The organism is Dietzia sp. MNB45, assembly GCF_051994785.1.
GTDB classification, from domain to species: Bacteria; Actinomycetota; Actinomycetes; order Mycobacteriales; family Mycobacteriaceae; genus Dietzia; species Dietzia kunjamensis.
Map to the genome: position 1 here is coordinate 1,381,743 of NZ_CP163397.1, position 21,540 is coordinate 1,403,282.

19 protein-coding genes are annotated in these 21,540 nt (G+C 71.7%); 9 read left to right on the forward strand and 10 right to left on the reverse strand.

The window, feature by feature from the left end; translation table 11 throughout:
• Positions 1-9: 9 nt before the first annotated feature.
• From AB5G72_RS06745 to AB5G72_RS06760, 4 genes are all read left to right on the forward strand, one after another.
• A complete protein-coding gene (locus AB5G72_RS06745; protein WP_440221476.1) occupies positions 10-3,099 on the forward strand; it encodes a bifunctional [glutamine synthetase] adenylyltransferase/[glutamine synthetase]-adenylyl-L-tyrosine phosphorylase in 3,090 nt (1,029 codons plus the stop codon).
• 82 nt (positions 3,100-3,181) lie between these two features.
• On the forward strand, positions 3,182-3,553 hold the full coding sequence (locus tag AB5G72_RS06750; protein WP_241504659.1) for a hypothetical protein: 372 nt from the start codon (positions 3,182-3,184) through the stop codon (positions 3,551-3,553).
• Entirely contained in the window at positions 3,550-4,515 is a 966-nt protein-coding gene (locus AB5G72_RS06755; protein ID WP_154830951.1) for an endonuclease/exonuclease/phosphatase family protein, read from the forward strand. Before AB5G72_RS06750 ends, AB5G72_RS06755 begins: the two co-directional genes overlap by 4 nt.
• A gap of 15 nt (positions 4,516-4,530) precedes the next feature.
• The gene (locus AB5G72_RS06760; protein ID WP_440221279.1) at positions 4,531-5,079 is read left to right on the forward strand and encodes a DUF732 domain-containing protein; all 549 of its coding nucleotides are present in this window, start codon (positions 4,531-4,533) and stop codon (positions 5,077-5,079) included.
• 96 nt (positions 5,080-5,175) lie between these two features.
• Here AB5G72_RS06760 and AB5G72_RS06765 read toward each other — a convergent pair whose 3' ends face one another.
• Both AB5G72_RS06765 and AB5G72_RS06770 read right to left on the reverse strand, forming a co-directional pair.
• Entirely contained in the window at positions 5,176-5,985 is an 810-nt protein-coding gene (locus AB5G72_RS06765) for a DUF1206 domain-containing protein (protein ID WP_317470778.1), read from the reverse strand.
• 45 nt (positions 5,986-6,030) lie between these two features.
• Positions 6,031-6,447 (reverse strand): hypothetical protein, encoded by a 417-nt coding sequence (locus tag AB5G72_RS06770; protein ID WP_067714187.1) that lies wholly within the window; start codon positions 6,445-6,447, stop codon positions 6,031-6,033.
• Positions 6,448-6,636: 189 nt separating this feature from the next.
• Between AB5G72_RS06770 and AB5G72_RS06775 the strand changes: the two genes are divergently transcribed.
• The gene (locus tag AB5G72_RS06775; RefSeq protein ID WP_317470779.1) at positions 6,637-7,041 is read left to right on the forward strand and encodes a hypothetical protein; all 405 of its coding nucleotides are present in this window, start codon (positions 6,637-6,639) and stop codon (positions 7,039-7,041) included.
• A gap of 117 nt (positions 7,042-7,158) precedes the next feature.
• Here the strand turns inward: AB5G72_RS06775 and glnA are convergent, their stop codons facing one another.
• Positions 7,159-8,592, reverse strand: a complete 1,434-nt coding sequence (gene glnA, locus AB5G72_RS06780; protein WP_067714185.1) for a type I glutamate--ammonia ligase — start codon at positions 8,590-8,592, stop codon at positions 7,159-7,161.
• A gap of 219 nt (positions 8,593-8,811) precedes the next feature.
• Here glnA and AB5G72_RS06785 point away from each other — a divergent pair, with 219 nt between their 5' ends.
• Positions 8,812-9,297: an RDD family protein gene (locus AB5G72_RS06785; RefSeq protein ID WP_069389424.1), complete on the forward strand. Its 486-nt coding sequence runs from the start codon at positions 8,812-8,814 to the stop codon at positions 9,295-9,297.
• A 91-nt stretch (positions 9,298-9,388) separates the two neighbouring features.
• Here the strand turns inward: AB5G72_RS06785 and AB5G72_RS06790 are convergent, their stop codons facing one another.
• The 4 genes from AB5G72_RS06790 to sucB form a co-directional block, all read right to left on the reverse strand.
• Positions 9,389-10,144, reverse strand: a complete 756-nt coding sequence (locus tag AB5G72_RS06790; protein ID WP_067714310.1) for a DUF4191 domain-containing protein — start codon at positions 10,142-10,144, stop codon at positions 9,389-9,391.
• 85 nt (positions 10,145-10,229) lie between these two features.
• A complete protein-coding gene (lipA, locus tag AB5G72_RS06795; protein WP_440221280.1) occupies positions 10,230-11,246 on the reverse strand; it encodes a lipoyl synthase in 1,017 nt (338 codons plus the stop codon).
• Between the two features lie 21 nt (positions 11,247-11,267).
• The gene (gene lipB, locus AB5G72_RS06800; protein WP_067714178.1) at positions 11,268-11,945 is read right to left on the reverse strand and encodes a lipoyl(octanoyl) transferase LipB; all 678 of its coding nucleotides are present in this window, start codon (positions 11,943-11,945) and stop codon (positions 11,268-11,270) included.
• A gap of 101 nt (positions 11,946-12,046) precedes the next feature.
• Positions 12,047-14,365, reverse strand: a complete 2,319-nt coding sequence (sucB, locus tag AB5G72_RS06805) for a 2-oxoglutarate dehydrogenase, E2 component, dihydrolipoamide succinyltransferase (protein WP_440221281.1) — start codon at positions 14,363-14,365, stop codon at positions 12,047-12,049.
• A 312-nt stretch (positions 14,366-14,677) separates the two neighbouring features.
• On the opposite strand from sucB, the gene AB5G72_RS06810 reads away from it, so the two are divergent.
• Positions 14,678-15,043 carry an oxidoreductase gene (locus tag AB5G72_RS06810; protein ID WP_317470782.1) on the forward strand — a complete coding sequence of 122 codons (366 nt, stop codon included), beginning with the start codon at positions 14,678-14,680 and terminating at the stop codon, positions 15,041-15,043.
• Between the two features lie 29 nt (positions 15,044-15,072).
• Here AB5G72_RS06810 and AB5G72_RS06815 read toward each other — a convergent pair whose 3' ends face one another.
• Positions 15,073-16,587: a leucyl aminopeptidase gene (locus tag AB5G72_RS06815; RefSeq protein ID WP_317470783.1), complete on the reverse strand. Its 1,515-nt coding sequence runs from the start codon at positions 16,585-16,587 to the stop codon at positions 15,073-15,075.
• A gap of 142 nt (positions 16,588-16,729) precedes the next feature.
• Here AB5G72_RS06815 and gcvT point away from each other — a divergent pair, with 142 nt between their 5' ends.
• Entirely contained in the window at positions 16,730-17,842 is a 1,113-nt protein-coding gene (gcvT, locus tag AB5G72_RS06820; RefSeq protein ID WP_061229909.1) for a glycine cleavage system aminomethyltransferase GcvT, read from the forward strand.
• Between the two features lie 32 nt (positions 17,843-17,874).
• Complete coding sequence (locus AB5G72_RS06825) at positions 17,875-18,966, forward strand: branched-chain amino acid aminotransferase (protein ID WP_096905672.1); 1,092 nt, start codon at positions 17,875-17,877, stop codon at positions 18,964-18,966.
• Positions 18,967-18,977: 11 nt separating this feature from the next.
• Here AB5G72_RS06825 and AB5G72_RS06830 read toward each other — a convergent pair whose 3' ends face one another.
• Complete coding sequence (locus AB5G72_RS06830; RefSeq protein WP_120285787.1) at positions 18,978-19,754, reverse strand: adenosylcobinamide-GDP ribazoletransferase; 777 nt, start codon at positions 19,752-19,754, stop codon at positions 18,978-18,980.
• A 6-nt stretch (positions 19,755-19,760) separates the two neighbouring features.
• Positions 19,761-21,503: a nicotinate-nucleotide--dimethylbenzimidazole phosphoribosyltransferase gene (gene cobT, locus AB5G72_RS06835; protein WP_313314648.1), complete on the reverse strand. Its 1,743-nt coding sequence runs from the start codon at positions 21,501-21,503 to the stop codon at positions 19,761-19,763.
• Positions 21,504-21,540 lie beyond the last annotated feature (37 nt).

The following is a 21,540-nucleotide window of genomic DNA, read 5'->3' on the forward strand; positions in this document are numbered from 1 at the left end:
GGGGGCGGCATCGTGAGCAGGGACTCCTCGCGCCCTCGGTTACCGAGCCCGGGCCGCCTCGGGCTGCTCGACGACCGGGCCGCGGACTGGCTCGACTACCTGGGGTGGACCGACGACGACGCGGTCCCGGTGCTGTGGTCGCTGTCCCGGGCTCCGGACCCGGACCTCGCCCTGGGAGCCCTGGTGCGGCTCCACGAATCACTCACCGCCGAGTCCCACGATGAGGGCACCTCCGCGCGCGCCGGGGCCGACACCGACGTCGCGGCGCTGGACGACGCGCTGCGGTCCGACTCGCGGCTCCGGGCGCGGCTGCTGGGGCTGCTCGGATCCTCGAGCGCGTTGGGCGACCACCTCGTCGCCGAGCCCACTCGGTGGGCGCTGCTGCGCGGAGGACTGCCGACGTTCGAGGACGTTCTGGCCGACATGCTCGGGGCGGTCGAGGCCGTGCCCGAGCAGGCGGTGGAGGGCGCGCCGCCGCCGTCCCAGAGGGAGGACCTGCGCAGCGTCGGGACGTACCGCGCCGGGGTCACCGGCGGCGCCGCCGTCAGCGTGCTGCGATCGACGTACCGCGACCACGTGGCGCTGCTCGCCGCGCACGACGTGGCCGGGTCGGTCGACGACGACGAGCCCGTCCTGCCGTTCACCGAGGTGGGCCGGCGCCTGTCCGACCTCGCGGACGCCGCGTTGACCGCCGCTCTCGCGGTCGCGGTGGCCACCGTCCACCCGGACTCGCCGATGCCGGCGCGGTTGGGCGTGGTGGCCATGGGCAAGGGCGGGGCGCGCGAACTCAATTACATCTCGGACGTCGACGTGATCTTCGTGGCCGAGCCGGCCGACGCCAGGACCGGCCGCGTGGCCGGGGAGTTGATGCGCATCGGGTCCATGGCCTTCTTCGAGGTCGACGCGGCGCTGCGCCCGGAGGGCAAGTCGGGCGAACTGGTGCGCACCCTCGACTCCCACACGGCCTACTACAAGCGGTGGGCCAAGACGTGGGAGTTCCAGGCCCAGCTCAAGGCGCGCCCCATGACCGGCGACCTGGCCCTGGCGGAGGAGTACCACGACACCGTCCACCCGATGGTGTGGACCGCCGCCGAGCGGGACGACTTCGTGCACGACGTGCAGGCGATGCGCCGGCGCGTGGAGGAGAACGTGCCCGAGGCCCTGCGCGAGCGCGAACTCAAGCTCGGACGCGGGGGTCTGCGCGATGTCGAGTTCGCCGTGCAGCTGCTGCAGATGGTCCACGGCCGCACCGACGAGGACCTCCGCGTCACCAGCACCGTCGAGGCGCTCGGCGCGCTGCGCGACGGCGGGTACATCGCCCGCGAGGACGGCGCGGAACTGCTCGCCGCCTACGAGTTCCTCCGCCTGCTCGAGCACCGCCTGCAACTGCAGCGCTACAAGCGCACCCACCTGCTACCGGAGGACGACGACGAGGAGGCCTACCGCTGGTTGGCCCGCGCGGCGCACATCCGGCCGGACGGGCCCAACGACGCCGCCCAGGTGCTGCGGCAGAGTCTGCGCGAGCTGCGCCGCCGGGTCCGCCGCCTGCACTCCAAGCTGTTCTACCGGCCGCTGCTGGACTCGATCGCCTCGTACGACGCCGAGGCCCTCTCGCTCAGCACGGAAGCGATGGAGCGTCAGCTGGCCGCCCTCGGCTTCGCGGCGCCCCGCAACGCGTTGGGTCACCTGCGGGCGTTGGCGGGACAGAGCAGTCGCCGCGGCCGTATCCAGGCGCTGCTGCTGCCCACGTTCATGGAGTGGCTCGCGGACACCGCGGACCCGGACGCGGGACTGCTGGCCTACCGGCGACTGTGCGAGGAGAACGAGGAGATCACCTGGTTCCTGCGCACCCTGCGGGACGACAGCATCGTGGCCCGCCGCCTCGTCCGGGTGCTGGGGACCTCGGCGTTCGTCGCGGGCCTGCTCATGCGCAACCCCGAGGTGATCCCCGACCTCACCGACGGCGCGCAGGGCCCGGTGCTCGTGGCCTCCAAGGTCTCCGACATCGCCTCCGCGCTCACCGCCTCCGCCGCCCGGCACCCCACTCCCGAGCGGGTCATCGCCACGGCGCGGTCGCTTCGCCGCGCCGAGCTGGCCCGGATCGGGGCCGCCGACGTCCTGCAGATGATCTCCGTACCCGATGTCGGGCGGCGACTGTCGGCCGTGTGGCGGGCGGTGCTCGAGGCGTCCCTGGCCGCCGTGGTCCGCGACATGATGCCCGAGGGCGGTGCGGCGCCGGCCCGCATCGCCTACATCGGGATGGGGCGGCTCGGCGGGGACGAGCTGTCCTACAGTTCGGACGCGGACGTGATGATCGTGTGCGACCCGGTCGAGGGCGCCAAGGAGGACGAGGCGGTCCGGTGGGCCACGCACGTGGCCGAGCGGGTGGGCAAGCTGCTGGCCTCGCCGTCGTCGGATCCCCCGCTGGACCTGGACGCCGACCTACGCCCGGAGGGCCGCAACGGCCCACTCGTGCGCACCCTGGCCTCCTACCGTGCCTACTACGCCAAGTGGGCCGAGACGTGGGAGTTGCAGGCGCTGCTGCGGGCCTCGTTCGCCGCCGGGGACCGCGAGCTCGGGCTTGATTTCCTCCACATGATCGACGAGTTCCGTTACCCGGAGCAGGGCGTGCCCCCGAAGGTCGTGCAGCAGATCCGCCGGATGAAGGCGCGGATCGACTCGGAGCGCCTGCCGCGTGGCGCGGATCCGGCCACCCACACCAAACTCGGCCGCGGTGGCCTGGCCGACGTGGAGTGGAGCGCCCAGTTGTTGACGATGCAGCACGCCGCCAGGGTGCCCGGGCTGCACACGACGTCGACCCTCGAGGCGCTCGACGCCGCCGCCTCGGCCGAGTTGCTGCCGGAGTCCGAGCGCGACGCACTGGTCGACTCGTGGCTCATGGCCGCCCACGCCCGCAACGCGTTGGTCCTGGCGCGCGGCAAGGCGGTCGACCAACTGCCGGGTCAGGGCTCGATCCTGGCGGCGGTGGCGATGATCTGCACCGGTTCGGCCGACGGCGCGGGGTTCCTCAACGAGTACCTGCGCGTGACCCGTCTCGGTCGCAAGGCGGTCGATCACGTGTTCTGGGGCGAGGACTGACGCCGGCCCCGGGGGTGGGCCAGGGCCGGGACCAGGGTCGTCCCTGATGCGGCAGGTGCTCCCACGCCGATAACCTGGGTCCATGCCTGTGACCATGAACCTCACCCTCACCCTCGACGGCGTGACCTACGGCGAGCTGTACGAGTTCGTCGACGCCGTCCGCGCCGCCGGGGTGCCGGCCGACGAGCGGGTCCGCTGCCTCGGTTCCGACGACAAGGGCGACCGCTTCGAGGTGGACCTCGGCCCGGACCGCCGCCGGGCAGGATCGGCCCGTGCGGCCTCCGGCGCGCTGGTGGGCCAGCCGGTGGAAGGTCCCGCCGCGCCCGGGGCTGCGTCGTCGTCCTCACCGACCGTGGCGTCGGTCGCCGAGACGGTGCGCTCGATGGTGCGTAACGGCGACGACCTGGACCGCGTGATCGCCGCGCTGGGGGACCTGCGCAAGTTCCTGCGTTGAGCCCTCGCCGCCCGGTCGCCCGGGCTGTCGCCGTCCTCGCCGCGCTCGTCGCCGGCGCGGGTGTGGCGCTACACCACTCCCGCTCGGAGATCCCGGCCGTGCCGGTGCTGGCGAGCTTCGCGGTCGCCGCCTGGGCGTTCTCCCTGGTGGCCCTGATCGCGGCACTGCGTGCGCGGTCGGTGCTGCTCGGGATCATCGCCGTCGTGTTGGTGGGTGCCGGGGTGGTCCAGTACGGGCCCCTCGTGGCACCGCCACGCCAGATCAACGACGACGAGGGCATCCCGATGCGGGTGATGGTGCAGAACCTCGAGTTCGGCCGAGCCGCCCCACACGACGTGGTCCGGGCCGTCCGCACCGGCGGGGTCGATCTGCTCATGACCGTGGAGACGACCCCGGAGGCGGCGGACGCGCTGCGCACGGCGGGTCTCACGGGGCTGCTGCCGCACGAGGCCGCCTCGACCGCTCCCACGACGCAGGGGGTCGCGGTGTGGTCGCGGTTCCCGCTCTCCCCGCCCGAGCGGGTCCCGGGCTTCAGCCTCGGGCTGGTACGCACCGAGATGGCGGGGCCGGGCGGCCCGGTGACGGTGGTGGCCGCGCACCCGGTGGCCCCGGTGTTCGACGCCCCCGCCGCCGTGGAGGAGGCCGATCGCCTGCGCTGGTACCTCGGCAGCCTTCCCGGGCCCGCGCCGGTGGTGGTGGGCGGGGATTTCAACGCCACCTGGGATCACGTGCGGTTCCGTGACCTGCGGGGCCTCGGCTACACCGACTCGGTCTCCGGCGGGAGTGACGGCTGGGTACCCACCTGGCCGGCGGGTCGACGGATCCCGCCGCTCATCGGGATCGACCACGTGCTGGCCCGCGGGGCGGTCGCGGTGGGGGACACGGACACCGTGGAGGTGGCCAGGACGGACCATCGCGGCGTGGTCGCGACGGTGCTTCTGCCCGCGCCGCGGGCTCGGTGACCTAGCATGCGCACCATGAGTTCACGCATCCGCCTGATCGCCAGCGGCGTCACCTCGGCCGCGGCGGTGGCCCTCCTCGCGGGGTGCGGCGGGGCGACGGTGGACGGTCAGGCCCCGGAGGTGTCCTCGGACCGGGCCGCGTCGGCCGCCTCGTCGTCGCCGTTCGCCGAGGAGCGGCCGGAGAAGCCCACCGGTCCCGTCGCGCCCCCTCCGCCGCAGTCGCCGGCGCCCGAACCGATGCCGGGGGAGCCCGAACCACTGCCTCCGCCCGAGGACGCGCCCGGACCCGAGCCGGAACCCGCGCCCGCGGAGCCCGCCCCGCCGGCTCCGGGTGCGGGGGACTTCGTCGCCCTGCTCGAGCGGCGGGGTGTCGTCCTGCCCGAGGGCGTGGACCCGGTCGCCACGGCCACCGAGGCCTGCGGCCGGTTCGACGGCGGGCAGCAGATGGACGAGGTCTCCGGATGGCTGGGTGAGCGGGCCCGCCTCGACGCGGACGGCCAGGGCTTCTTCCTCGGCGCCGCGGTGGGGACCTACTGCCCCGAGAACTTCCCCAAGCTCGGCTGAGGCACGCCCGGCCGGGTCACGCCCGGCCGGGTCACGCCCGGCGGGGGAGTGCTCGGCGGGGGAGTGCTCTGCCGTGTCACGCCCCGCGCGGCCGGGTCACATCCGGCCGTACCTGGCCCGCCCGATCGAATAGAGGCCGTACAGGGCGATCCCCGCGCCGGTGAGCACCAGCAGAAGCTGACCGAAAGGTTGCTCGCCGACCGCCCGCAGGGCGGCGTCCAGCCCGCCGGCCTTCTCCGGATCCGCGGTCACGACGGCCGCGATCACCAGGCCCCCGAGGATCGCCAAGGCGATGCCCTTGGCGACATACCCCACCCGGCCCGTGATGATCATGGCCCGGCCGACCTCCCCGGACCCGGTGCGTTCGAGGTCCTCGACGAACTTCGTGGTGGCCCCCTTGTAGACGTGGTAGCCGCCCACCGCGAGGATGGCGAGCCCGGCGACGACCAGGGCCATCTTCCCCACCCCGGAGCCGAGCAGCCCGGCCGTGGCTCCGGAGGCGGTCGCGGAATCGGACCCCCCGCCCCCGGAGGCGAACCGCGCGGTGGTCAGTCCCAGGACCACGTACACGGCCGCCTTGGCCGCGGCCTTGATCCGGTCAGAGGTCTCCTCGGACCCGAGGAACAGCTCGGTGATCTGCCACAGACCCAGCGCGAGGAAGCCCACGGCGCCGACCCATAGCATGACCTGACCGCCCGGTGCGCTCGCGATCTCCGCCAGCGCACCCGAGTTGGACGCCTCGCCGCCGCCCGACCCGAGTGCGATCCTGACGGCGATCCAGCCGATGAGCAGATGGAGCACGCCGTTCATGACGTATCCGGCGCGGGCCAGCCACTCGAGCGCGGGATGGTCGGCGGCGGAGCGCGCGGCGCCGGAGACGGTGGCAGAACGTATCGGGGAGTTCATGGGTGAACTCTCCCACGTCGCCGCGGATTCACCACTCGAACCCTGTCACCACTCGATCTCGCCGAGGACCTCGTTGCGACGGCGCAGTTCCGCCAGCCGCAGTTCGGCCGCGCGGTGCTCCTCCATCCGCATCCGCGCCTGTTCGGCCAGCGCGTCGGCCTCGACCTCGGCGAGCAGGAGCTGGAGTCGGTCCTTCTGCTCACGGAGCGTCTCCACCGAGGTGTCCATGGCGATGAGCTTCCGGGAACCGGCCACGGCGTGGAGGAAGGGGTTGCGCTCGAGGATCAGGCGCGCCTCCTCGGGGGCCAGCACCCTCGACAGTTTGAGCAGGACCGGATAGCCCTGCCCCTGTCCCTGCCGGTCGGTCTCGGGGTCGTGTCCGGGATCCAGTGCTGCGGCGACGACCTTGAGCGGCCGGGCCCGGGGCGAGGAACTCCGGAAGTCGAACTCGTCGGTGTCCATGTGGTCCGGCTCCTTCCCGGCGTCCTGTCCGGCAGTGGCTGCTTACCTGCCACCACCGTAGGCGTACCGGCCGGGACGGCCGGGCGGTTCAGGGTTTTTGCGCTCCGGAGGGGCTCAGCAGCTGTAGCGGGGTGTGCGGGACGACCGCGTCCCGGCGGTGTGCCCGCCCGGCGCCGATACACTCGAGCTGTGACTACCGGCAATGAAGGCGCAACCGACCTCGACTACCTGCTCCGCCAGATGGCAGAGGGCATCGAGCAGGCTCCCGTGAACTTCCCGATCACCCTGGTGATCAACGGGAACACCTGGGAAGGGAACCTCACCACCGAGGGTGAGTTCATGCGGATCCAGGCGGCCACCTTCGACGCGCTGACGGGTGATGAGAAGTCCGAGCAGGTGGCTGATGCCCAGGCCAGTGCATTCCGGCAGATCGGCATCACGAAGTACGAGGAGGCACTGGACGGGGAGGACAGGGTGGCCTCGTTCATCCACGTCACGGACGCCTGGCAGAGGGGAGAGAATGCTCCGATCCCGGTCATGCGCGTCCGGATCTCGTCGGTGGATGCGTGGACCTTCGGCCACGCGAGTAGCTAGAAAGGCGCCGCCCGCCCGGCCATCGAGGTGATGACCGCGCGGGCGGCGCCCGGCACTACGACCGAAGTCGATGCCCGCCCCGGCCTGCGCGGGGGCAGGTCAGGGCGGGCATGAGGGTCAGCAGTCGTAGTAGAGCTCGAACTCGTGCGGGTGCGGACGGAGGTTCACCGGGGCGATCTCCTTCTCGCGCTTGTACGAGATCCAGTTCTCGATGAGGTCCTCGGTGAACACGCCACCCTCGGTGAGGTATTCGTGGTCCTGCTCGAGACGGTCGATGACGGCGGGCAGCGAGGTGGGCGCCTGCGGGATGTCGGCGGCCTCCTCCGGCGGGAGCTCGTAGAGGTCCTTATCGACCGGGGCCATCGGCTCGATCTTGTTCTTCACACCGTCGATGCCGGCCATCATCATCGCGGCGAACGCGAAGTACGGGTTGCCGGACGAGTCGGGGCAGCGGAACTCGATGCGCTTGGCCTTGGGGTTGTTGCCGGTGATCGGGATCCGGACACACGCCGAGCGGTTGCGCTGCGAGTACACAAGGTTGATCGGGGCCTCGTAGCCCGGGACGAGCCGGTGGTACGAGTTGATCGTGGGGTTGGTGAATGCCAGCAGCGACGGCGCGTGGTGCAGGATGCCGCCGATGTAGTAGCGGGCGATGTCGGACAGCCCCGCGTAGCCGGACTCGTCGTGGAACAGCGGCTTGCCGTCCTTCCACAGCGACTGGTGGGCGTGCATGCCCGAGCCGTTGTCGCCGAAGAGGGGCTTGGGCATGAACGTGGCCGACTTGCCATTCTTCCAGGCGGTGTTCTTGACGATGTACTTGAACAGCTGGACGTCGTCCGCGGCGTGCAGCAGGGTGTTGAACTTGTAGTTGATCTCCTGCTGGGCGCCGGCCACCTCGTGGTGCAGACGCTCGAGCTCGAAACCGGCGTTGGTGAGATTGGTCGACATCTCGTCGCGCAGGTCGACGAAGTGGTCGTACGGGGCGACCGGGAAGTACCCGCCCTTCTCGCGGACCTTGTAGCCGAGGTTGGCCGAACCGTCGGCCTCCTGGGAGGCACCGGTGTTCCAGTGGCCGGCGCTGGAGTCGACCTCGTAGAAGCCGTGGTTCGTGCCGGAGCCGTAGCGGACGGAGTCGAAGACGAAGAACTCGGCCTCGGCCCCGAAGAAGCACGTGTCAGCGATGCCGGTGGAGAGCAGGTACTCCTCGGCCTTGCGGGCGACGTTGCGCGGGTCGCGGCTGTAGGCCTCACGGGTGAAGGGGTCGTGGACGAAGCAGCTGATGTTGAGCGTCTTGGCCCTGCGGAAGGGGTCGAGACGGGCCGTCGCGACATCCGGCAGGAGCATCATGTCGGACTCGTGGATCGACTGGAACCCCCGGATGGAGGAGCCGTCGAAGGCCAGGCCGTCCTCGAACATGTCCTCGTCGAACGCCGCTGCGGCGATCGTGAAGTGCTGCTCGTTACCCGGCAGGTCGGTGAACCGGATGTCGACGTACTCGACGCCCTCGTCCTTGACGTACTTGATGACCTCGTCCGGCGTGGAGAATGCCACGATTCGCTCCTCGTCTCTGAAGTGCGACGGGAAACCGGTGTCTCCCGTCGTGCGGTGACCTCACGATATGGGCGAGGTGTTGCCCGGCCGTCAAGCGAATGTTTCGCTGGTGTTACGTCACCGGCCGGGTGGGTCCCTCCCAATAGGGTCAGTTTAGTCACCCGAAGCGGGGTATCGCCGACATGGGGATCGGCAGGTCGCCCGGCTACCCTGGGCAGTATGCGTGACGTTGCGGGATCATGGTTGTCCGGCCCCACCTCCGGCAGTGGGCCGGAGCAGAAGTATAAGGGTGAGAATCTCGGTCTCCCGGCGTCCGGCGCGGGCTCGATCGCCCCGTTGGGCGTTCGTGTCGGCGCGCTGGCGGTGGACTGGTTCCTCGCCTACGGGCTGGTCGCCGTCATCGTGATGCTGCTCGGCCCGGAGACGCTGGGGGGCGACTCGTTCTCCGCCGTCTCCAGCTGGGCCGTGCCACTGCTGTGGGGCGTGAGCGGCGTGGTCTGCGTGTGGCTGTTCGCCCAGACGCCGGGGCAGGCGCTGGTCGGCATCGGCACGGCACGGGTCGACGCCGAGGAGCGGGTGGGTTTCGTCCGTGCGCTGGTGCGCGTGGTGTTCATCTTCTTCCTGCTGCCCCCGCTCATCCAGGACGAGGACGGACGCGGCATGCACGACCGCGCCACCGGCACCACTCTGATCCGTACCCGTTGATCCGTACCCGCTGACGAGACGACGCCCGCCGCCCGGGACGGGCGGCGGGCGTCGTGATCCCGGTGGCTGCGTCAGCCTGACGGCGGACGGCTCAGCCGCGGCGGCGGGCGCTGCGCTGGATGTTGCGCACCTTCGCGCCCTGGGGGACCGGGCCCTTGGGCATCTGGTTCTGAATGCCGGTCTTGGTGCTCAGCGCGCGGAGCCGGGTGTCGAGGGCGTCGACCTTCGCCCGGCTGATGTTCATCGGGTATCGGGTGAGCCGGCGGTTCAGCTTGCGCAGTGGCACCTGCTCGGGGGTCGCGTCCTGCTCCTCGCCGACGATCAACTCGTAGATCGGGGTGTCGCCGACGACCCGGGCGACCTTCTTCTTCTCCTGTGCCATGAGCGGCTTGAGCCGGCGCGGCTCGCCCTCGCCCACGATCACGATCCCGCATCGGCCGACCACGCGGTGGACCGCGTCGAAACTCGTCGTGGCGGCGACGGCCTGGTTGACCCGCCACCCGGACCGCAACTGGTCCAGGGCCCACGCGGCCGCGCCCGGCTGCCCCTCGGCCTTGCCGTACACCGTGTTCTGCACGCGGCGCGAGAAGATCACCATCGCGAGCATGAGGCCGGTGAGCACACCGAGGGGGAGCATCCACCACTCGCCGCCCCACAGCATGCCGAGGAGGAAGAACACGACCGTCGACAGGACGACCGCGCCGATCATCAGCGGCCACAGGAGCTTGTCCTGCTTGGACTGGATCTTCAGCGCCTGCCACATCTGGCCGCGCTGTTCCTTGCCCGCCTGCCGCCGAGCGGCCCGGGCCGCCTTCTTGTCCGCCTTGGTGAGCTCGCTCTTCGCCATGGTCATCAGGATACGTGCCCGCCACCGCGGTCCGGGAACCGCGGCTGACCCGAGGGGTGCCCCGCCCCGGCCGACTGTGGGCGGGTCAGACGCGGGCGCGCTCGCGGTCCAGGACGCTCGACGCCTCCTGGGACGCCGAACCCCCTGTCGTCAGCTGCTGCAGGTGCTCCGGAACCGCCTGCCCGCGGTGCTCCAGCGCCTGGACGTAGAGGCGGCCGGCTCGGTACGACGAGCGGACGAGCGGTCCGGCCATGACGCCGGCGAAACCGATCTCACGGGCCTGATCGGACAGCTCGACGAACTCCTCGGGTTTGACCCAGCGGTCGATCGGGTGGTGCAGCGGGCTGGGCCGGAGGTACTGCGTGATGGTGAGGATTTCGCAGCCGGCGGAGTGCAGGTCGCGCATCGCGTCGACGATCTCGTCGGTGGTCTCGCCCATCCCCAGGATGAGGTTGGACTTGGTGACGAGGCCGAAGTCGCGCGCGGCGCGGATCACGTCGAGGGAGCGGTCGAACCGGAACGCCGGGCGGATCCGCTTGAAGATCCGCGGCACGGTCTCGAGGTTGTGCGCCAGCACCTCGGGACGCGACTCGAACACCTCGGCCAGCTGGTCCGGGTCCCCGTTGAAATCGGGGATGAGGTTCTCGACCCCCGTGTTGGGGTTGAGCTCGTGGATCTTGCGGACGGTCTCCGCGTAGAGCCAGGCCCCGCCGTCCTCCAGGTCGTCGCGCGCGACGCCCGTGATGGTGGAGTAGCGCAGACCCATCTCGCGCACGGACTCGGCCACGCGCCGCGGCTCGTCACGATCGAGGGCGCTGGGTTTGCCGGTGTCGATCTGGCAGAAGTCGCAGCGGCGGGTGCACTGCTCGCCGCCGATGAGGAACGTGGCCTCCCGGTCCTCCCAACACTCGTAGATGTTGGGGCAGCCGGCCTCCTCGCACACCGTGTGCAGGCCGCCGGTCTTGACCAGCGTCTTGAGTTCCTTGTACTCGGGACCCATGGTGGCCTTAGTTCGGATCCACGACGGCTTGCGCTCGATCGGCGTCTCGGCGTTGCGGGCCTCGATACGGAGGAGCTTGCGGCCTTCAGGAGTCACAGTCACGGCCGCAAGCCTACGCGCGAATCACGCCACGGGCAGTCGGCCGTCCAGCGCCTCCACCATGTCGGAGGTGACCTGGTCCAGAACCTCCGACACCGGCACCACGCGACCGAGTTCGGCGCTGAGCGAGGTGACCCCGGCGTCGACGATCCCGCAGGGGACGATCCGCGAGAACGCGGTCAGATCGCAGTCGCAGTTGAGGGAGAACCCGTGCATCGTCACGCCCCGCTGGACACGGATCCCGATGGCCGCGATCTTGCGCTCGGGCCTGCCGTCCGAGGCCGCACACCACACCCCGGAGCGCCCGTCGACGCGCCCGGCCTCCACGCCGAGTCGCGCGCAGGTGGAGATGAGGGCCTGCTCGACACGACGGACGTACTCGACCACGTCGATGGGGTCGGTCAGCGCGACGATCGGGTACCCCACCAGTTGGCCGGGTCCGTGCCAGGTGATCCGGCCGCCGCGGTCCACGTCGACGACCGGGGTGCCGTCGGTGGGACGGTCGGACGGCTCCGTGCGTTTGCCGGCGGTGTAGGTGGCGGGGTGCTCCAGGAGGAGGATCGTGTCGCCCCGCTGCCCGTCGGCGCGCTCCTCGGCGAGGGCGCGTTGGAGCTCCCAGGTGGGGCTGTACTCGACGGTGCCGAGCCGACGGATCTCCGGGGGCGCCGGGTCACGGCGGAGGGACTGACCGGTGTGCGACATGTCCCCAGGGTAGGCCGAGGGGTGTGACGACGACGACGGGCGCCCTCCGTGAAGGAGGACGCCCGTCGCGGGGTTCAGCGGAACCTACCGATCAGCCGGCTTCACAGGTCGAGGTCACCGTCGAACTCGGCCTTCTCCAACCGGTCCTTCACCGTGGTGAGGAAGCGGCCGGCGTCGGCACCGTCGATCAGGCGGTGATCGTAGGTCAGCGGCATGAAGCCCATCGACCGGATGGCGATCGACTCGCCGTCGGCGTCGGCATCCACCACGGGCCGCCGCACGATCGCGCCGGTGCCGAGCATCGCCGCCTGCGGCGGGACGAGGATCGGGGTGTCGAACAGGGCCCCCTCGCTGCCGATGTTGGTGATGGTGAACGTGCCGCCCTGGAGGTCGTCCGGCGTGAGCTTGGACGCCCGCGCCCGCTCGGCCAGGTCGATGATCGCCTTGGCCAGCCCCGGGATGTCCAGGTCCTGCGCGTTCTGGATGACCGGGGAGAGCAGCCCCGCCTCGGTGTCCACGGCGATCCCGAGGTTCACCGACCCGTGGTAGGTGATCTCGTTGGTCTTCTCGTCGTACGACGCGTTGACGTTCGGGTGCGACACCAGGGCCTCGACGACCGCCTTGGCGTAGAACGGCAGGTAAGAGAGCTTGGCGCCGTGCTTGTCGGCGAACTGCTCCTTGACCTGCGAGCGCAGCTGCGCCACCCGGGTCATGTCCACCTCGAAGACCTGCGTGAGCTGAGCGGTCTGTTGCAGCGACTCACGGGTCTTCTGCGCCGTGATCTTGCGGATCCGGTTGGCCTTCTTGGTGGTGCCGCGCAGCTCCGCGAGCTCGGGCCGGACGCCGGCCTTCGACGGGCCGCCGCTGGGCGCCTTCTCCTCGGCCGGGGTCTCGGAACCGGAGTCGGAGCCCGAGCCCTCGGCCGCCGCGAGGACGTCCTGCTTACGGATCCGGCCGCCGATGCCGGTGCCCTTGACCGAGTCCAGGTCGACGCCGTGCTCCTGCGCGAGCTTGCGCACCAGCGGGGTGACGTACGGCGAGCTCCCGGACTTGGCGGCCGCCGCGGGCTCGGCCCGCTCGGGCAGGTCGCCGGAGGACGCGCCGTCTGACTTCTCCGACCCGCGCGGCTTCGCGGCCTTCTTCTCGCTCTTCTGCTCGGCCTTCTTCTCGGACGTGGACCCGGACTCGGCCTCCGCCTTGGCGGCGGCCTTCTTCTCGGTCTCGGGGGTGTCCTCGGGGACCTCGTCCTCGTCGGAGGCGTCCACGCCCTCGTCCTTGGCGTCGGTGGCGTTCTGCTCCTCGGCCGACTGTTCGTCGGAGTCAGAGTCAGAGCCGGAGTCGCTCGCGGCGTCGCCGTCGCCGATGATGGCGAGGGTGGCGCCGACGTCGACGGTCTCGTCCTCCTCGGCCACGATCTTCTGCAGGGTGCCGGCGACGGGGGAGGGGATCTCGGTGTCGACCTTGTCGGTGGAGACCTCGAGCAGGGGCTCGTCGACCTCGACGGTGTCGCCGACGGACTTGAGCCACTTGGTGATGGTGCCCTCGGTGACGGACTCGCCGAGTTCGGGCATGACGACGTCGGTGCCCTTGCCGCCGCCCCCGCCTCCGGAGGACTTCTTGGCCGGGGCGGACTCCTCGGCGGGCTCGTCGTCCGCGGAATCGTCCGCGGCATCCGACTCGTCGGCCTCGTCGGCCTGATCGTCAGAGTCGTCGGCCTCATCGGCGGAGTCGGAGTCGTCTGAGTCGTCGTCGGAGTCGCTCGCGGCGTCGCCGTCGCCGTCGCCGATGACGGCGAGGGTGGCGCCGACGTCGACGGTCTCGTCCTCCTCGGCCACGATCTTCTGCAGGGTGCCGGCGACGGGGGAGGGGATCTCGGTGTCGACCTTGTCGGTGGAGACCTCGAGCAGGGGCTCGTCGACCTCGACGGTGTCGCCGACGGACTTGAGCCACTTGGTGATGGTGCCCTCGGTGACGGACTCGCCGAGTTCGGGCATGACGACGTCGGTGCCCTTGCCGCCGCCCCCGCCTCCGGAGGACTTCTTGGCCGGGGCGGGCTCCTCGGCGGGCTCGTCGTCCGCGGAATCGTCGGCCTGGTCGGCCTCGTCGTCAGAGTCGTCGGCATCATCGGCCGAGCCGGAGCCGGAGTCGTCGTCGGACTCGTCCGAGTCGTCGGACCCGCCCGAGCCGTCGTCGATGACGGCGAGTTCCCCGCCGATCTCGACCGTCTCGTCCTCATCGGCGACGATCTTCTTCAGCGTGCCGGCGGCGGGCGACGGGATCTCGGTGTCGACCTTGTCGGTGGAGACCTCGAGCAACGGCTCGTCGACCTCGACCGTGTCCCCCTCCTTCTTGAGCCAGCGGGTTACCGTGCCCTCGCTGACGGATTCACCGAGAGCCGGCATCTGTACGGAGAAGGCCATGGTGTCGTGACTCCTCAAGAGTTCTCATTCGCTGCCAGCAAGCGCGGTCCGCGCCCGCGTGAGCGGCGTCGTGGGTGTGAGTTATCTGTTCGTCGTGTCGATCCGGGGCCGGATGCGCGGTGGCGCCCCCACCCAGGATCGTCGTCCATTGTGCCCTCTGCCACCTCTCGGCGTCGGCGGACGTGCCGATCCCGACCCCGGCCGGTACCCGATTCGCCGGTCGCCCGCAGCGTGACGGGCGTCGGGCGTCGGTACGATCGTGTCCCATAGGCGGCCCTCACCCCGTACGGGGGCCCGACGGAAGGACCGACGGTGGGTATCCGTGACCTGTTCGGGCGTCGTGGGCCTCGGGTCCCGGCGGATCCGGCCGATCTCGACCACCTGCGCCGGTGGTGCCGCACCCGCGTGGGCGTGGAGGCGTATCTCGAGCCGGAAACCCTCGTCTCGGTCCCCGGCCTGTGCCTGGTGGCCTTCGACGGCGAATGGACCCGCAGGCCGGTCGGCGACGTGGCCACCGCGCGCAAACTCGCCGCGCAGTTGAAGCTGCCCCTGTTAGACGCCGCCGTCCAGGGCTACCCCCAACGGATGCGCGACTACGAGGAGGTCCGCATCAAGCGTGAGCGGCGCGAGCGGGCCGAGCGCCTCCGCGACCGGCTGCGCGAGCCCGAGGGGGGCTAGCCGCGCTGACCCCGCCGCCCGCGGCCGACTCAGGCTCCGGCGGCGATGTCCTCGAGGACGGCGAGCATGGTCCGCACGGGCACCCCGGTTCCGCCCTTGGGCAGGTACCCCTCCGGGCCACCGTCGTTGTAGGCGGGGCCGGCCACGTCGATGTGCGCCCACTCGACGCCGTCCGCGACGAACTCGGAGAGGAACAGTCCGGCCGAGAGCATGCCGCCCCACCGGTGCGGGGTGACGTGGGTCAGGTCGGCCACCTCGGAATCCAGCCCGGCACGCAACTCCTCGGGCAGTGGCATCGGCCACCCGCCCTCGCCGACCGACCGGCTGAGGTCGGCCACCCGGTCGCGGAAGTCCTCGGTTCCCATGACACCCGGGGTCTTCTTGCCCAGCGCCACCATCTGCGCACCGGTGAGGGTGGCGGTGTCGATGAGATGGGACGGGGAGTCCTCGCAGGCGCGGACGATCGCGTCGGCCAGGATGAGCCGCCCCTCGGCGTCGGTGTTCTTCACCTCGACGGTCGTGCCCCCGTACATGGTCAACACGTCGCCGGGCCGGTACGCCGTCGACGACGGCATGTTCTCCGCCATGGGCACGGTCGCCACCACGGTGAGATCCAAGCCCAGCCGCGCGGCGAGGATGACGGTGGCGACGACGGCCGCGGCGCCACCCATGTCCATGGTCATCTGCTCCATGCCGGCGGCCGGCTTGATGGAGATGCCGCCGGTGTCGAAGGTGATGCCCTTGCCCACCAGGGCCACGGTGGGTCGACCCTCGGCGCCCCGGTGGGTGAGCCGCACCATGCGCGGGCCGCGGGACGAGCCGCCGCCCACCGCGAGGATGCCGCCGTAGCCGCCCTCGGTGAGCGCCTCCTCGTCCAGCACCTCGACCTCCAGACCGGCGTCGCGGGCCAGTTCGGCGGCCCGGTCGGCAAACGATCCGGGGAACAGCAGGTTGGGCGGGGTGTTGACCAGATCGCGCGCCAGCCCGACACACTCGGCGACGGTGGCGGCGCGGATCACGGCGTCGGCGCCGCCCTCGGCGACGAATACCTTCAGCGAATCGCTGTTCTCGTCGTCGTCGTCGTTCTTGGAGGTGACCTTGGCCGGGCGGAACGATCCGAGCCCCGCTCCCAGGGCCACCGGCTCCGCGCGCTCGGCGTCCAGCAACACCAGGGCGGACCCGAGTCCGCGGCAGGCGCGCGCGGCGGCGCCGGCCGCGCGGCGCAGGGACTCGTCGGACACCTCGTCGTCGGAGGACCCGAGCCCCACCAGCACCACGGACCCGGCCGACACACCGTCCGGCGCCGGGACACGGGTGGTGGAGGCGAGCTTGGTGGACGCGCCCACCGAGCGCGCGACCGCGGCGAGCGCCGCGGTGGCCTCACCCTCCAGGCCGGGGGCGACGACGACGGGCGCCGCATCCTCTCCGGCCCCGGCATCGGCCGCGATACCGACCACCACGACGTCGGCGTCCACCGGCGTCGTGACCGCCTCGATCGGGGCGAGATCAGGGCTGTGGGTGAGGATCGACTGCGCGGTCGGCATGAAGCGCTCCTGGGGGTCGGCGGGACGTACGGGAAGGGTCGTGATGCCCGGACGACGCGGCGGGACCGCCACGGCGAGGGCACCATAGTCTATCGACTAACGTGGGCAGGCAGCCGGACCGAAGAGCGCGAGGAGTGGCCACATGACAGACACAGGGGACCTTCACGAGGGACCACTGCACTCCCGCCACGTGGAGGCCGGCGCCACCTTCGCCCCGTTCGGCGGCTGGTCGATGCCGGTGCAGTACGCCGGCACCGTCGCCGAACACACCGCCACCCGCACGGCCGTCGGGCTGTTCGACGTCAGCCACCTCGGCAAGGCGCTCGTGACCGGCCCGGGCGCCGCGGAGTTCGTCAACTCGTGCTTCACCAACGACCTCGACCGGATCGCCGCCGGCAGCGCCCAGTACACGCTGTGCTGCGACGAGTCCGGGGGAGTGGTGGACGACCTCATCGCCTACCGGGTCTCCGACTCCGAGATCTTCCTCATCCCCAACGCCGCCAACACCGCCGAGGTGGTCCGGCGGATGCAGGCCGCCGCCGCCGAGCGGGCGCCCGGGGTCACCGTCACCGACGAACACCGTTCCCGCGCCGTGATCGCGGTCCAGGGCCCGCTCGCCGGAGAGGTGCTCGAGGCGGTGGGGCTGCCGACCGACCTCGACTACATGGCGTACGTCGACGCCGGCTGGAACGGACACTCCGTGCGGGTCTGCCGTACCGGGTACACCGGCGAGTACGGATTCGAGGTGCTGCCCGCCTGGGACGAGGCCGGCCCGATCTGGGATGCGCTCGCCGAGCAGGTGCTGTCCCGTGAGGGCGCCCTGTGCGGTCTCGGTGCCCGCGATTCGCTGCGCACGGAGGCCGGCTACCCGCTGCACGGCAACGAACTGTCCGTGGACCTCAGCCCGCTCGAGGCACGCTGCGCCTGGGCCATCGGCTGGGACAAGCCCGCCTTCTGGGGGCGCGAGGAACTGCTGCGTCAGAAGGAGGCCGGCCCCGCCCGCCGGATGTACGCGCTCGAGGTCACCGGACGCGGGATCCCGCGCGCCGGACAGACCGTGCGCGCCGGTGGACGCGACGTGGGCGTCACCAGCTCCGGCACGTTCTCACCGACCCTCAAGACGGGCATCGCGCTCGCGTTCATCGAGCTGGACGCTGGTCTGAAGAAGGGCGACGAGGTCGTCGTTGACGTACGCGGACGAGAGGTACCGTGCCGCCTCGCGGTACCCCCGCTCATCGAGATCCGCACCCGCTGACCCGCCCCCTTCCTCCAGGAACGAGACCCGCAATGTCCGAGTTCGACGTCCGTCCGTCCGCCTCGCCGAGATCGACCGCCGAGCGCGAGGCCATCCTCGCCGCCCCCGGCTTCGGCAAGCACTTCACCGACCACATGGTCACCCTCCCGTACTCGAACGGGCAGTGGGGCACCCCGGTCGTGGAGGCGTACGCCCCCCTGTCCATCGACCCGTCCGCCGTGGTCCTGCACTACGCGCAGACGATCTTCGAGGGCCTCAAGGCCTACCGGCAGGCCGACGACTCCATCGCCTCGTTCCGACCCGAGCAGAACGCCGCCCGATTCAACCGCTCCGCGGAGCGCCTCGCCATGCCGCAGCTGCCCGAAGAGCTGTTCATGGAGTCGTTGCGGCAGATCGTGGCGATCGACCGCGACTGGGTGCCCGCCGCCGGCGGTGAGGAGGCGCTCTACCTGCGGCCCTTCATGATCGCCACCGAGACCGGGCTCGGCGTGCGGCCGGCCGACGAATACCTCTACTCGGTGATCGCTTCCCCGGCCGGCGCGTACTTCTCCCGCGGCGTGGCCCCCGTGAGCGTCTGGCTGAGCACCGAGTACGTGCGCGCCAGCCCCGGCGGCACCGGCGCCGCCAAGTTCGGTGGCAACTACGCCGCCTCGCTGCGCGCCCAGGAGCAGGCCGCGGCCAAGGGATGCGACCAGGTGGTCTGGCTCGACGCGATCGAGCGGAAGTACGTGGAGGAGATGGGCGGGATGAACCTGTTCTTCGTCCTCGGCTCCGGCGACTCCGCCGAGATCGTGACCCCCGAACTGTCCGGCTCGTTGCTGCCGGGCGTCACCCGCGACAGTCTCCTGCAGTTGTCCCGCCACCTCGGCTACCCCGTGACCGAGCGCAAGGTCTCGGTGGACGAGTGGGAGTCGGGCGTGGCCTCCGGCGAGATCACCGAGGTGTTCGCGTGTGGCACCGCCGCCGTCATCACCCCCGTCGGGTCCGTGCAGCACTCCGGCGGCGGCTACACGGTGGGTGACGGCGGGCCGGGGGCGATCACCATGCGGCTGCGCGAGACGCTCACCGGTATCCAGCGCGGGTCCGTGGAGGACCCGTTCGGCTGGATGACGACGCTGGTCTGAGCCGCGCCCCGTCAGAGCAGGAGCACCGCCGCCACCAGCGCGGCGGCGGTGCCCGTCTCGATCACCGCTCCGAGGACGTCCCCGCTGATCCCGCCGAACCTGCGGACCGCGTGTCGGCCGAAGCCCGCCGCGGCGCCGTAGGCGGCGACGCCCGCCACGGCGCCGGCCGCGGGGGCCCACCACGTGGCGGCGGACCACCCTGACCCCGCCAGCGCGGCGCCCGCGGCCGCACACACCAGTCCGGTCACCACCACGGCGACGCGGGACTGGGAGCCGGCGACGAGCGCGCCGAAGCCGGTCGGCGACGCCGCGGGGACGCCCCGGCGCAGCAGGACGGCCGGTAGGCACCGCGAGAGGACGACGGCGGCGACCGGGGCGAGCCAGGCGCCCGAGTCGACCAGGGTGCCCAACGCTGCCACCTCGGCGAGCAGAACCAACACCAGGACGGCGGCCCCCATCGGCCCGACGGACCCGGACCGCATGATCTCCAGTGCGCGATCCGGGCCGGCGTACGACCCGAGTCCGTCCGCGGTGTCGGCCAGCGCGTCCACGTGCATCCCGCGGGTGAGGGCCAGAACGGCCGCCACCCCGATCACCCCGGACAGCAGCGCGCCGGCCCCCATCGCGTGCACACCGTGGGCCAGTGCGGTCGCGACGACGCCGCACACCAGGCCGACGACGGGCATCGCCGTCATCGCCCGGCCGGCCGCCGCGGAGTCGGGGACACCCGGTCGCCCCACGGGCAACACCGTCATCCACGACAACGCGAGTCGGACCGCGGCGAGCACGGCTCGTCAGTCCTTGCCGGTGACCCCGGCGTCGGCGAAGGTCGCCATCTGCGTGAGGATCGCGACCGCGTTGTGGACGACGGGAAGCGCGGCGACGGCTCCGCTGCCCTCGCCCAGACGCATCGAGTGTTCGAGGATCGGCTCGAGGGACAGGTAGGTCAGCGCGGCGGTGTGGGCGGGCTCGGCGCTGCGGTGGCCGGCCGTCCACCACTGGCGGGCGCCGGGGGCCAGGGCCTCGGCCATGAGCGCCGCGGACGTGACCACGGACCCGTCGAGCAGGCACGGCGTCCTGCGGATCGCTGCCTGGGCCAGGAACCCGGCCATCGCGGCGAGGTCCGCACCGGAGACCTTGCGCAACATCGCCACGGGATCCCGCAGATCGCCGGAGGCCCGGAACATCGCGTCCCGGATCGCCGCCGTCTTGCGCATCCAGCCCTCGTCGTCGATCCCGGTTCCGCGGCCGACCAACTCGACCGGCTCGCGACCGGTGACGAGGCACGTCAGCACGGTGGCCGGCGTGGTGTTGCCGATGCCGAGGTCGCCCGCGATGAGCAGGTCCGCCCCGGAGTCGACCTCCTCGTCGGCGATGCGACGACCGGCGGCGATCGCGGCCCGCACCTCCTCGGGGGTCAGGGCGTCCTCCCTGTCGATCGACCCGCTGGAGCGGCGGATTTTGTGGTCGTCGAGCCCTCCGGGACGCTCGGCCGACATCGCCATGTCGGCCACCCGGACCGTGGCGCCGGCCATGCGGGCGAGGACGGACACCGCCGCGCCGCCGCCGACGATGTTGTCGGCCATCTGCAGCGTGACCTCGCGCGGGAACGCGGACACCCCGTGTTCGGCGACGCCGTGGTCACCGGCGAACACCACCACCCTGGCGCGGTCGAGCGGGCGGGGCGGGCACGCCTCCTGGCACGAGGAGACCCACACGCTCAGCTCCTCGAGCCGACCGAGGGACGTCGCGGGCTTGGTCAACGTGAGATGCCGGGCGCGGGCCTCCTCGGCGACGGAGTGGGACGGCGGGTGAACCGGGGGGAAGGCGACGGGGTCGTCGTAGTACGACACGTCGCCCAGGCCGGGGAAATCGTGGGGGACGGTATCGAGGTCCCGGGGCGCGGCCTCGGCCTCGGGCGCGCCGGCGGCGGCCACCGTCGTACCGGTGGCCACGGCGGCCGCCCCCGTCCGGGCGTCCGGGGTGCGAGTGGCGCCACCGGCGGTCGGGTGCACGGCCTCGAGGGGGAGGGGGCGACCGGCGACGACGAGGACCGCCGAGTCGCACACCCCGGCCAGCCGCCGGTTGAGCGAACCGATCACATCGGCGAACACCCGACCGGAGAGCGTGTCCGGCACGACTCCCAGACCGACCTCGGGGGAGACGAGAACGAGGGTGCCGGAGTGCTCGGCGACAGCGGTGACGAGGGCGTCCAGGTCCGCTGCGACCGCGGCACCCCCGTCGGTCCAGCCGAGGGTGGCGTCCATCCGACGCGTCAACCAGCCTCCGAGGTCGTCCACGAGGACCGTCGAGGTCGGGTGGTCGGCGAGGACCCGGACGATGTCCTCCGTCTCCTCGGTCACCCACCGGGTGGGCCGGCGCTCGCGGTGGGTCTCGATCCGCGCGGCCATCTCGTCGTCCCCGGGGTCGCGCCGGGCCGTGGCGACGTACACGACGTCGTCGTCGGTGGCCGCGGCCACCGACTCGGCGTGGGCGGACTTGCCCGAGCGGATACCACCGAGGACGAGCAGGCGCATGGGGGTCAGGCCCTTCCGGGGATCAGTGGCTCTGGAC